Source organism: Streptomyces albidochromogenes, from assembly GCF_005981925.1.
Lineage (GTDB): Bacteria > Actinomycetota > Actinomycetes > Streptomycetales > Streptomycetaceae > Streptomyces > Streptomyces albidochromogenes.
Genome location: NZ_VBVX01000205.1, coordinates 1 through 12,273, shown reverse-complemented (window position 1 = coordinate 12,273; position 12,273 = coordinate 1). Strand labels below are relative to the sequence as shown.

Genomic DNA, 12,273 nt, shown 5'->3' with positions numbered 1-12,273 from the left:
CCGCCACCCGGCCCGACCGCCCGGATGGCCGGGCCGTGCCGCCCGATCCGCCTGCCCGGCCCGCCCGCGCCGCCCGACCAGCGGCGCGCGGCGCCGCACCCGTCCTGGGGGGACACGACCATGAGCCGCGGGCTCCACGTCAGCATGCTCACCGAAGGCACCTATCCGCACGTCCAGGGAGGCGTCAGCACCTGGTGCGACCAGCTCGTGCGCGGGATGCCGGACGTCGGCTTCCACATCGTCTCGCTCACCGGCAACGGTCGTGAGCCCGTGACGTGGGAGCTGCCGGACAACGTCCACCGGCACACGACCGTCCCGCTGTGGGGCGGGGAGGCGAGGGCCCGGCGGCGCACCCCGCGTTCCCTCCTCGGCCGCGAGAGCCGCCGCTTCCTCGCCGCGTACGAGCGCTTCCTGCTCGCCGTGCTCGACCCGGAGGCCGGCTGCGACTTCGGCCACGAGCTGTACGTCCTCGCCGCGCTCGCCCGCCAGGGCCGGCTGACCCCCGCCCTGCGCTCGGAGGCGGCCCTGCGGACCCTCACCAGGGTATGGACGATGCGGCACCTGCCGACGGCACGCGCCGCGCCCACGCTCGACGACGCCCTCACCGCCGGCGACCTGCTGGAGCACCTGCTCCGCCCGCTCGCCACCCGCATCCCCGCAGGCCACGTCGCGCACGCCGTCAGCAGCGGGCTCGCCACCCTCCCCGCGCTCGCCGCCAAGCACTTCGACGGCGCGCCCTTCCTCCTCACCGAGCACGGCATCTACCTGCGCGAGCGCTACCTCGGACGGCGCCCGGCCGGCCAGCGCTGGCCGGTCAGGGCGCTGCTCCTCGGCTTCTACCGCGAGCTGAACTCGCTCGGCTACCGCGAGGCCGACCTGATCACCCCCTGCAACCAGTACAACCGCCGGTGGGAGGAGCGCGGCGGCGCGCCCGCCGCGCGCATCCGCACCGTCTACAACGGGGTCGACCCGCAGCTCTTCCCGTACGCCGGTCCCGAGCCGGACGTCCCCACGCTCACCTGGGCCGGCCGCATCGACCCCATCAAGGACCTGGAGACGCTGGTACGGGCCTACGCGCTGGCCCGCGCCGGGCTCCCGACGCTGCGGCTGCGGCTCTTCGGCGGGGTGCCGGAGGGCGGTGAGGCGTACCGCACGAAGCTGGAGAAGCTGGCGGCGGAGCTCGGGGTCACCGACGGCATCGCCTTCGAGGGGCGCGTGTCCGACGTGGCGCGCGCCTACGGGGCGGGGCACATCGTGATGCTCTCCAGCATCAGCGAGGGCTTCCCCTTCAGCATCCTCGAAGCGATGTCGTGCGGCCGCACGACGGTCTCCACGGATGTCGGCGGCGTACGGGAAGCCGTCGGCGACACGGGGATCGTCGTGCCGCCGCGCGAACCGGGCACCATGGCGCGGGCGGTGCTCGCCCTGATGGCCGACGACGCCCGGCGGACGGCGCTCGGGCGGCTCGCGCGGCAGCGGGTCGTCGACCTGTTCACGCTGCGCCGCTCGGTCGAGGGCTTCCGGCGGATCTACCACGAACTGGACGGCGCACCGGACGCGCCCGGCCTGCTCTCCGTGCCTCCCGCCACCGCCGGGCCCTCCGCCGGCTGGACGACCGAGACGAGGGCCCCCTGGTGGGGCGACCTGTCGCAGCACGGGGCGGCGTGATGAGCGGCCCCGCGCGCACGGACGCGAGCGGCGCGGGCGCACGGCGCGGCACACCGCCCCACGGGCCGGGGCCGCGGCCGCGCTGGGCGGCCGACCCGCTCGACGAACTCGCCGGCCGGCTGGGGGAGTCGGCGGCGGCCGCCGTGCACCCCGACGAGATCGCCGCGCTCCTGGAGTCCGACGGGATGACGGACGATCACATCCGGCTCACCTACGGCCGTGAGAACTCCTTCGCCCTCGCCGAGGACCTGTTCGCCCGCGTGCCCCGCGCCTACCCCGAACCGGAGCCGCCGCGCACGGCGGCGGGCCCGTGGGACGTGGGCCTGACCGGATGCCTGCTGCGCGGGCTGGTGTTCGCGCTGCCGGGGCTCGCGTACGTCCTGGGGGCGCCGTTCCTGGCGAGCCCGCCGGGGGACGGGACCGGCCTGCCCGCCGGGACGGACGTCCTGCTCGTGGGCACGCTCGTCGGCTGGGCGTGGAACCAGGCGCTGGCGCACCGCGCCTACGCCTGGCTCGGCGCGGGCGACCGCCGCCGCGCGTCCCGCGCGCTGCTGACCGGCGCCCCGGCGGGCGCGCTGCTGGGCACGGCGGGCGCGCTCGCCGTCGCGGGGCCGGGCGACGGCGGGGCGACGGCGTTCGCCGCGGCGCAGGCGCTGTACCAGGGCGCGGCGACGGCGCTGCTCGTGCTGGGCCGCGAGCGCGCGCTGCTGTCCGCGCTGGCCCCGATGACCGCGGGCGCCCTGCTGAGCCTGCTGTACGACGTGCCGTCCCCGGCGCGGGCGGTGCTGCTCGCGGTGTCGGGCGTGGCGGTCCTGGTGCTGGCCGGCCGCGAGGTGCTGCGGGCCGGCGCCGCTCCGGGGCCCGGGGCGCCGGGCCGGCGTACCGGTGCGGGAAGGGACCGGGCGGGGAAGACCGCCGCCGCCCCGCGCGGTCCGTCCCTGCTGCGGTCGGTGCCGTACGCCGTCTTCGGCCTGGCCACCGGAACCCTCGTCCTGCACGCCGTGCTGCGCAACACCCTCGCGGGGGAGGCCGCCTCCGGCGTCGTCGCCGCCCCCGGCGCCGTCGCGCTGACGCTCAGCATGGGCCCCGCCGAATGGCTCCTGTACCGGTTCCGGCGCGGATGCGACGCGGGGCTGCGGCGCAGTACCACCCCCCGGGCCTTCCGGCGCGCGGCGACCCTCGTCCTGGGCCGGTGCCTCGGCGCGTACGTCGCCGTGCTGTTCGCCCTGCTCGCCGTGACGACCCTGCTGTGGATCGGCGCACCCGTACCCGACCCGGCCCGCGCCACCGGCCTGCTGCTCATCGGCGTCACACTGTGGACGGGGCTGCTGCTCCAGGCGTTCGGCGCGGTGACCACCGCCGCGACCGTCTGCGCCGCGGCCGCACTCCTGCGGACCGCCGCCCTGTTCGCCGACCCGCCCGTCCCCGCCGTCGCCGCGTTCGCCGTCCCCGTGGTCGCGGCGGTGGTCCTGACCGCCCTGGTCTGCGTACTCCTCGGTCGCGCCACGGCCCACCGTCCCTGAGAATGTCCGGATGAAGAAGCTGCTCGTGCCCTTCTACGAGCATCCGGCGCAGCGCCCGGACGCCTGGGAGGCCGTCGTCCGCGCGGCCCCGCGCCTGTACGGCGTGGTGCTCAACCCCGCCAACGGCCCCGGCGGCGCGCCCGATCCCGCCTTCGCGGCCGTGTCCGCGCGGCTGCGCGCGGCGGGCGTGCGCGTCCTCGGCTACACCGACACCGACTACGCGCACCGCCCGTACGCCGCCGTGGTCCAGGACCTGCTGCGCCACCGCGACTGGTACGGCGCGGACGGCGCGTTCCTCGACCAGGCCGCGGCGGGACCGCGGGCGCTGGCGCACTACCGGCGGCTGGCCGTCGCCGCGCGGGCCGCCGGGGCGGCCACCGTCGTGCTCAACCACGGCGTGCCGCCGGACCCCGGCTACCTCGAACTCGCCGACCTGCTCGTCACGTTCGAGGGCACCTGGGACACGTACCGCACGACGGCCGGGAGGCGGCCCGCCCCGGCCGCGCCCGCGCTGGAGCGCCACTGCCACCTCGTGTACGCCGCGCCGCCCGCCGCCGCGTTCACCGCCGCCGTCGGCTGCGCCGTACCCGGCGAAGCCCCCCATCCCTGGGGGACGCTTCCGCACACCCTGGAGGCGGCCCGGTGAGACGCCGAGGCGTCCTGATCCCGCTGCTCGCCCTGCTGCTGCTCGCGGGGTGCGCCGGCGGCGGCTCCCCCGCGCGGGACGACGACCGCGGGCCGAAGGGGGCCCGCTGGCAGCCGGAGCCCGGCATCGCGTGGCAGTGGCAGCTCAGCGGCACCCTGGACCCGGACGTCGACGTACCGGTGTACGACATCGACGGCCTCGACCACCCCGCCTCGGCCGTCGCGGACCTGCACCGGCGCGGCCGCAAGGTCATCTGCTACCTCTCGACCGGCGCGTGGGAGGACTTCCGGGCGGACGCCGACGCGTTCCCCGCGTCCGTACTGGGGCGCGGCAACGGCTGGAAGGGCGAGCGCTGGCTCGACATCCGCCGTACCGACGTCCTGGAGCCCTTGATGGCGGCCCGCCTGGACATCTGCCGCGACAAGGGGTTCGACGCGGTCGAGCCCGACAACATGGACGGCTACCGCAACCGCACCGGCTTCCCCCTGACGGCCGGCGACCAGCTCCGCTACAACCGCCTGATCGCCCGCCTCGCGCACGACCGGGGCCTGGCCGTCGGGCTCAAGAACGACCTCGACCAGATCCCCGAGCTGGTGGACGACTTCGACTTCGCGGTCAACGAGCAGTGCGCCCAGTACGACGAGTGCGCGCAGCTCACGCCGTTCGTCCGGGCCGGCAAGGCGGTCTTCCACGTCGAGTACGAGCTGCCGACCAGCCGCTTCTGCCCCGCGTCGCGAGAGCTGCGGCTGAGTTCGATGCTGAAGAAGTACGAGCTGGGGGTGTGGCGCGAGCCCTGCGACTGACCCCGCGGCGCGGTGTGTCGTCCGGTCGGCCTTCCGTCGTCGGTCCGGCCCTACTCGTCCTGCGGGCAGTCGTACGTCGTACCGCCCTGCCGCCACTCCTTTCCCGCGTCGATGTTCTTCCCCGGGTCCCCGCACATCAGCACCGGCGCCGAGCCGTCCTTGCCGTGGTGCAGGACGGTCAGCAGTTTGTCGAGCGGCCGTTGCAGCGAGCCCGCGGCGAACCGCAGGCGGCCGCTGGCGCCCTCCAGGTCGAACGAGCCGCTGTTGACGATCTGCTGGACGTTGGGACGCGTCAGTTCCACACCCGCGGCGTTCGCCTGACTCGTGGCCTGGGCGAGCACCTGCACCGCGTCGTGGGCGAGCGCGGCGTGCCCGTCGTTCAGCCAGAGGTCGGACCCGGTGAACTCCTCGGTGTAGGCGTCGTGGAAGGCCTTCGCCGTCGCGCTGCGGTCCGGATGTCCGGCCGGCAGCATATGGGCCGTGTGATAGAGGCGCAGCCACGACTTCCCCACGAATCCGCCGGAAAGGGCGGCATTCGTGAGTTCGTTTCCGCCGACGACGGTGAGGTCCCTGTTCGCGCACTTGCTCAGGCTCTGGTAAGTCTCCAGGAAATTGTCGAATTCCCTTACCCGGGAAGTCCAGTAGACGAGTGTGTTCCTTTTCCCGGCGACCCGGCCGCACACCGCCTCGGCCACCTCCGACATGCTGAACTTCATGTCGAGATCGGACTCGTTCGGTACGACGACTCCGCTGTTCCCGCCGGGGATGTAGCCGATCCGGCTCCCGGTGGAGCGGAAGTTCCTGGCGAACTCCTTACCCAGTTCGTCGCTGTACACATCGGTCGGGTCGGTCACCACGGCGACGCCTTCGGCGGGGGCGCAGGAATCGCTCCCCGTACGCACCGTGTTCGCCCTTCGCACGAACTCCGCCACGACCCGCGCCTCCCGCTTGTTGTTCGGCGCGGCGCCATGGTAGTAACGCCCGACCTCCATGGCTTTCGCCGTGGCGGTGGAACTCACGATGGGAATGCGGGCCGAATTCAGCACGCGCAGCGCCTCGACGGTCTCCTTCCGGCTCTCGGTGAATCCCGTGACGCCGATGAGGTGCTGGTCCTTCTTCGCCTCGCGGACGACCTCCGCCGCCACCTCGCGGGCGTTCGCGAACTGCACGCCGGCGTCGTACGTCTTGATCCGAACCCAGATCCCGTTGTCGTTGGCGGGCGCCAGCCGGTGCAGCGACCGTTGGGCCAGGGCCAGCCCGCGCAGCTCGGGGACGGCTCCGCCGGACCGGCGCTCCGCCTCGTTCGCCGCCATCGAGGCGCGCACATGGGCGATGGTCACCGTCCGCTCGGGCCTGCCCTGGGTCTCGGCGACCCGATTCTGCTCGGCGATCATGTCGAGTGCGTCGGCGTACTGGGCGGGCAGCCCGGGCCGGGGGGACGCGGGCCGCCCCACGTAGTCCGATCCGGTGAGGCAGCGCGTGTAGGTGTCGGTGAAGGGGCTGTCGAGGTACGGGATCCAGGCGAGCTGCCCGGCGAGCCACAGGGCGACGGCCAGCGCCCCCGCTTCGAGGGCCAGTTCCCGGCCCGGCCGCAGCCGCACCCACGGCGTCCACACCGGAAGCACCGCGACGCTGCGGCTGCCCGGCTCGGGCCGGGGGAGCCGCACCTCGTACGGCGTGGGGATCGCCCCCTTCGGCGGGTCGAGCCGGCGTGCCGCCTCCTCCAGCGTGCCGGCGCCCGGCGCCGCGTCGTGCGTGTCGGGCAGCGCGGCGACGACCACCGTGGCGGCGTTGGGGCCCGGCCGCTGGAGCTCGGCGTACAGCCGGACGAACCCGGTGACGGCAGCGCTGCCCCCGTCATCCCCGCCGGGCCCCGGGCGGGTGCCGTTGAGCAGCAGCGCGTGGCGGGGCCGGCGGCGTCTGCGGCCGGGATGCAACAGGCCCTGGCGCGCGTGGGCGTACAGATCGGTCATCAGGGCCGTCAGCAGCAGCCCGTCCCACCGGTCGGCGGCCCGGGTGTCGCCACCGCTGTCCACGGCCGCCTCCCAGGTCCGGCGGAACTCGTCGAGCGCGGCGGCGTACGTGCGCTTCCCCCGGTAGTTCTCCGGCCACAGCAGGCGAAAGCGCCTGCGCCGGGCCAGCCGCCATTCCCAGCCCAGCTCCCAGAGCTTCAGGTGCAGGCGTTCCGCGAGCGACCAGAGCGAACGGAGCGGGACCGTCATGAAACCCGCGTTGAGGGTGGGGCCCGTGGTGTCCCGGGTGGGAAGTACGGCGGTCGTACGGCCCCGGTGCCTGGCGAACACCCGGTCGGCCAGCTGGGCGTCGGTCCCGGCCTCGTGGTCGGCGACGTCGCAGAGCAGGTCGTAGGCGGGCAGCCGCAGCCGGCCCGCCTCGTCGGGGGCGTTCTCACGCAGTTGCCCGGCGATCCTCGCGATCAGCTCGGTCCTGGAGCCGCCGCGCCAGTCGACGTGCGCGTACGGCGTGCACGGCACGACGCCCCGCGCCCTCGACGAGCGCTGGAGGCCGAGCTCCAGGGCCTCCAGGGCCTGCTGGGCCTCCTCCGGTCCGGTGCGCAGCACGACGGGCGGGTGCTTGGGGCCGCGTTTCGACAGCCGTGACCGGCCGCGCACCGCCTTGCGGTAGGCCTCGGTGAACTCGCCGCTGTGGTCCCAGCCAGGAAACTCGGGCATCTTCTGTCTCCCCCGACAGCCGTGGGGGATGAGCGTGCACCGCACGGTGACGAACCGTCAACCGCCTTGTGCGCGCTCGGAGTTCACCCGTCACTTCAGCACCAGGACCACCAGGGCGGTCGTCGCTGCGGTCTCCGCCACGCCGCCGAACACGTCACCGGTGACGCCTCCGAAGCGGCGCACGCAGTGCCGCAGCAGCAGATGGGCGGCGCCGAGCGCGACCAGTACGGCGGCGGCGTACCGCGGCGCGGCGTACGGCCCGGACCACGCGCCCGCGCCGCTCGCGCAGACGGCGGCCACCAGGCAGGCGACGGCGAACGCCGCCCACGTCGGGACCGTCCCCGCGACGGCCGCGCCGAGCCCCTCCGGGCGGGCCGCGGGGACGCCCGTACAGGAGGCGAGCGTCAGGGCGAGTCGGGCGGCGACGGCCGAGACGGCGGCGCCGGCCGCGCCGTGCGCCCACCCGGCGGCGTACAGCTCGTACAGCGCGGCGACCTGGGCGAGGAGCGTGAACAGCAGTGTGATGACACCGAACGGGCCGATGTCCGACTGCTTCATGACGCGCAGCGCCTCCTCGGCCGGTTTCCCGCTGCCCAGCCCGTCGGCGGTGTCGGCGAGGCCGTCGAGGTGCAGACCGCGGGTCAGGACGGCGGGTACGGCGGCGCTCGCCACGGCGGCGAGCAGCGGCCCCGCCCCCAGCCCCAGGAGTGCGCCGCCGGCGGCCGCCGCGCACAGACCCACCGCGACCCCGGCCACGGGAGCGCACAGCATCCCCGCGCGCGCCGCCTCACGGTCCCAGCGGGTCAGGCGTACGGGAAGGACGGTGAGCGTGCCGAACGCGAAACGTATGCCGTCCCGCAGGAGGGAGGCCGCGGCGAGGAGAGAGGTCACGGCGCGCACGCTAGTCGCCCGGGACGGCCGGTAAGTTGCGCATAACGCACAAAAGCCTCCAGAGGGGAAGCGAGTGGCATGGGTCACTGGTGGTATCGCAACATCCTGGAGCCGGGGAAGCTCCCCCTGCTGCTGGCCCTGCTCTCCTTCATCCTGTCGTTCCTGATCACCCGCACCATCACCCGGCTGATCCGGGCGGGCCGCGGGCCCTTCAGGAACGTCTCACCGGGCGGTCTGCACATCCACCACGTGGTTCCCGGCGTGATCCTGATGACGATCGGCGGATTCGGCGCGGTGGCCACCGGAGCCCACGGCATCAGCTCGGCGCTCTGCGCGGTGATCTTCGGCATCGGCGCCGGGCTGGTCCTCGACGAGTTCGCCCTGGTCCTGCACCTCGACGACGTCTACTGGAGCGAACAGGGCCGGCAGAGCGTGGAGGTCGTGGTCGTCACCGCCGCGCTGGTGGGGCTCGTCCTCATCGGATCCGTGCCGTTCGGCGTCGACCAGCTCACGCCGGACGAGGAGCAGAGCCGGGGCGTCGTCGTGCTGAACGTCTGCTTCAACTTCCTCCTGGCGATCATCTCCCTCACCAAGGGGAAACTGCTGACCGCGCTCTTCGGCACGGTCGTGCCGCTGGTCGCGCTCGTCGGCGCGATCCGGCTGGCCAAGCCGGGCTCCCTGTGGGCCAGGCACGCCTACCGCCGGCGCCCCAAGGCCCGCGCCCGCGCGGCGCTGCGGCGGTGGCACCACGACCGCCGCTGGTCGGGGCTCAGCCGCAAGTTCCAGGACATGATCGGAGGCACCCCCGACCGGACGCCGTCGCCCGAGCCGTCGCCCGAGCGGAAGTGAGCGGTCACCGCCGGGTCTCCAAGTGCTTGCGGTGCATCCACCCGGGCAGCCCGGGCGCTTCGAGGAAACCCTCGGCGCGGGCCGAGGCGAGGCCGATGCGCAACAGGTCGGAGCTCTTCTCGAAGAGCATGAACCGGGGCTCCCAGATCGGCCGGTACTTGGCGTTGGCCCGGTACAGCGACTCGATCTGCCACCAGCGCGAGAAGAAGCTGAGCAGCGAACGCCACATCCGCAGGACCGGCCCCGCGCCGAGCTTCGAGCCGCGTTCGAAGACCGACCTGAACATCGCGAAGTTCAGCGAGACCTGCGTGATCCCGATCTGCCCGGCGCGCTGGAGCAGCTCGATGACCATGAACTCCATCAGGCCGTTCTCGGAGTCCCGGTCCCGCCGCATCAGGTCGAGGGACAGGCCGTGCGGCCCCCACGGCACGAAGCTCAGTACGGCCCTCAGCTCCCCCTGCCCGTCCGCGCATTCGAGCATCACGCACTGCCCGTCCGCCGGGTCCCCGAGCCTGCCGAGCGCCATCGAGAAGCCGCGCTCGGTCTCCCCGTCGCGCCAGTCGTCGGCCCTGCGCAGCAGCTCGGCCATCTCGTCGTCGGGGATGTCCGCGTGGCGCCGGACGCGGACCGTGTATCCCGCCCGCTTCACACGGTTGTACGCCTGGCGCACCGTGCGCATCGCGCGCCCCTCCAGCGTGAACTCGGCGATCTCGACGATCGCCTCGTCGCCCAGCTCCAGGGCGTCCAGGCCGTGCCGCGCGTAGACGGTGCCGCCCTCCTCGCTCGCGCCCATCACGGCGGGGATCCAGCCGTGTTCGCGCGCCTCGGCCAGCCACGGCTCGATCGCGCCGGGCCACGCCTCGGGGTCGCCGATCGGGTCGCCGGACGCCAGCGACACGCCGCCGACGACCCGGTACGTGACGGCGGCCTTGCCGGTGGGGGACCAGACGGCGCTCTTCTCCCGGCGCAGCGCGAAGTAGCCGAGGGAGTCGCGCTCGCCGAACCGGTCGAGGAGGGCGCGCAGCCCGGCCTCGTCCTCCTCGGTGATCGGCTCGACGGTCCGGCGGGAGCGGAACGCGGCGTACAGGACGGCGAGGAGCAGCAGGGTGCTCATCACGTTGATGGTGACGTTGACCCAGCCCGGCGTGGTGATGCCCTGGAGGCGGGCGTCGTCGGGCGCCAGCGACACCAGCCGCATCACGCCGTACCGCCACCGGTCCAGGAACGAGGACCGGTCGTCGTCGGGCGCGGTGTTGCTGACCGTGACCAGGAGCGCGGCGATCAGCGAGGTGGCCAGCAGCCCGCCGAGGGCCACGACGGCCGCGAGCACCGGGTTGGAGCGGTCGCCCTTGGCGTAGAACTCGCGGCGGCCGAGCAGCAGGGCCGCCACGAACGCGGCGGTGAGGACCAGGGAGGCCCAGTTCTGCCAGTACTGCCGGACTTCGGGGAAGATCATCGCAAGGGCGAAGAGCAGCAGGAACAGCCCGCCGAGTACGGCGTTGAGGATCCAGGCGGCGCGCTTGCGGCGGCGCATGGTGATGGCCAGGAAGAGGGTGAAGGCGCCGGAGGCGAAGCCCGCCGTCAGCAGGTAGGGGGTGAAGTAGTCGTCGGTGTTGTGGCGCCGCAGGTCCTGGCCGAGCGAAACCCACACGGCGCTCAGGAAGTTGATGAACGTGACGACGCGCAGGTACCAGACGGCGAACGCCGCCGCGCGGCGCGAGCGGGGAGTGCCGCGCCTGTTCGTCGGGCTCGTTCGGGGCGTTCCTTCGGTGGCCAAGCGGACTTCTCCCATGAAACGCGATGATATGGGGCATCACGCCGTCGGGAGCGCGTGGGTGCGGCCGGTGGTCGCCGGCCGCACCCGCGGTCTAGTCCGTCGTGTGCGCGGTCCCGGCGACCGCCTCGCCGGGGGACGTGCCACCGGGGGGCGCGTCGTCGTCCCCGCCGGTTCCGTCCGGGCCGGCCGCCGTGTCCGCCCCGGGCTCCCGCTCGGGCAGCTCCGCCGCGAGGGCGGCGGCGGCCTGTACGAGGGGGAGCGCCAGCAGTGCGCCGGTTCCTTCCCCCACAGTGACGCCCTGGTCGAGCACGGGGTTGAGCGCCATCCGGTCCAGCGCCTTGGCCTGGCCCGGCTCCCCGCTCACCTGGCCCGCGAGCCACCAGTCGGGCGCCCGGAACGCGGCACGCTGGCCCACCAGCGCGCAGGCGGCGGAGACCACGCCGTCGAGGATCACCGGCGTACGCCGCACCGCGCACTGGAGCAGGAAGCCGGTCGCCGCCGCGAGGTCGGCCCCGCCGACGGTCGCCAGCAGTTCCAGCTGGTCGCCGAGCACGGGCCGTGCCCGGCGCAGCGCGTCGCGGATGGCGGCGCACTTGCGCATCCACGCCAGGTCGTCGATGGGGGCGCCGCCGCGGCCGGTCACCACGGAGGCGTCGGTGCCGCACAGGGCCGCGATCAGGGTCGCGGCGGCGGTGGTGCCGCCGACGCTCAGGTCGCCCAGTACGACGAGGTCGGTGCCGGAGTCGGCCTCCTCGTCGGCGATCGCCATGCCGAGGCGGACGGCCCGCTCGGCCTCGTCGAGGGTGAGCGCGTCCTCGACGTCGATACGCCCGGAGCCGCGCCGCACGCGGTGGCGCACGACGTCTTCGGGCAGCAGCTCCGGGTCGCAGTCGAGCCCCGCGTCGACGACGCGCACGGTCGCCCCGGCGCGGCGGGCCAGTACGGCGACGGGGCTCTCGCCGTCCAGCACGGCGCGCACGAGGCGGTGCGCGCCGCCGGCGGGCCGCGCGGAGACGCCGAGCTCGGCTACGCCGTGGTCGGCGGCGAACAGGACCACGCGGGGCCGCTCGATGGGCTTGACCCGTACGGACGCCTGCGCGGCCGACAGCCACTCGCCCAGCTCGTCGAGCCGGCCGAGCGCGCCGGGCGGCACGATCAGGCGTTCCCGGCGTTCCTCGGCATCGCGCCGGACGCCGCCGTCGGGGCGTTCGATCAGGTCGGAGAAGTCGTCGAGGTTAAGCGAGCTCATTCGCCGAACAGTACCGGCACGATTACTGACGCCCCGTCAGGGGTGCCACCGGTCCGGCGCGGCTCCTGCGGCACCGGCCCTTCATCGAACGTCACCGCACCGCCCCGCACCGGCCGGACGGCACCGCGCCGCCCCGCACCCCCCGGACGGCACCGCGCTGCCCGCACCGGCCAGCGC

Annotated in this window: 9 protein-coding genes; 5 read left to right on the top strand and 4 right to left on the bottom strand. The window is 74.4% G+C overall.

All coding sequences use genetic code 11. From position 1 onward, the window contains the following. Positions 1–120 precede the first annotated feature (120 nt). Genes pelF through E2E34_RS23475 form a run of 4 tightly spaced genes read left to right on the top strand, consistent with a single transcriptional unit; the run spans position 121 to position 4,640 of the window. Positions 121–1,668, top strand: a complete 1,548-nt coding sequence (gene pelF / locus E2E34_RS23490; RefSeq protein ID WP_138903905.1) for a GT4 family glycosyltransferase PelF — start codon at positions 121–123, stop codon at positions 1,666–1,668. Then, complete coding sequence (locus tag E2E34_RS23485; protein WP_138903904.1) at positions 1,668–3,191, top strand: hypothetical protein; 1,524 nt, start codon at positions 1,668–1,670, stop codon at positions 3,189–3,191. Before pelF ends, E2E34_RS23485 begins: the two co-directional genes overlap by 1 nt. 10 nt (positions 3,192–3,201) lie before the next feature. After that, on the top strand, positions 3,202–3,837 hold the full coding sequence (locus E2E34_RS23480; RefSeq protein ID WP_138903903.1) for a spherulation-specific family 4 protein: 636 nt from the start codon (positions 3,202–3,204) through the stop codon (positions 3,835–3,837). Beyond that, the gene (locus tag E2E34_RS23475) at positions 3,834–4,640 is read left to right on the top strand and encodes an endo alpha-1,4 polygalactosaminidase (protein ID WP_138903902.1); all 807 of its coding nucleotides are present in this window, start codon (positions 3,834–3,836) and stop codon (positions 4,638–4,640) included. Before E2E34_RS23480 ends, E2E34_RS23475 begins: the two co-directional genes overlap by 4 nt. Positions 4,641–4,690: 50 nt before the next feature. Here the strand turns inward: E2E34_RS23475 and E2E34_RS23470 are convergent, their stop codons facing one another. Continuing rightward, positions 4,691–7,330, bottom strand: coding sequence for a type 1 periplasmic-binding domain-containing protein (locus E2E34_RS23470; RefSeq protein WP_138903901.1), 2,640 nt, complete (start codon positions 7,328–7,330; stop codon positions 4,691–4,693). Between the two features lie 90 nt (positions 7,331–7,420). After that, entirely contained in the window at positions 7,421–8,221 is an 801-nt protein-coding gene (locus E2E34_RS23465; RefSeq protein ID WP_244316012.1) for an adenosylcobinamide-GDP ribazoletransferase, read from the bottom strand. Between the two features lie 78 nt (positions 8,222–8,299). On the opposite strand from E2E34_RS23465, the gene E2E34_RS23460 reads away from it, so the two are divergent. Next, positions 8,300–9,070, top strand: coding sequence for a hypothetical protein (locus E2E34_RS23460; RefSeq protein WP_138903900.1), 771 nt, complete (start codon positions 8,300–8,302; stop codon positions 9,068–9,070). 4 nt (positions 9,071–9,074) lie between these two features. Here the strand turns inward: E2E34_RS23460 and E2E34_RS23455 are convergent, their stop codons facing one another. Further along, positions 9,075–10,862, bottom strand: coding sequence for a phosphatidylglycerol lysyltransferase domain-containing protein (locus E2E34_RS23455; RefSeq protein ID WP_138903899.1), 1,788 nt, complete (start codon positions 10,860–10,862; stop codon positions 9,075–9,077). A 76-nt stretch (positions 10,863–10,938) separates the two neighbouring features. Next, positions 10,939–12,096: a nicotinate-nucleotide--dimethylbenzimidazole phosphoribosyltransferase gene (gene cobT, locus E2E34_RS23450; protein WP_138903898.1), complete on the bottom strand. Its 1,158-nt coding sequence runs from the start codon at positions 12,094–12,096 to the stop codon at positions 10,939–10,941. Between the last annotated feature and the right edge of the window lie 177 nt (positions 12,097–12,273).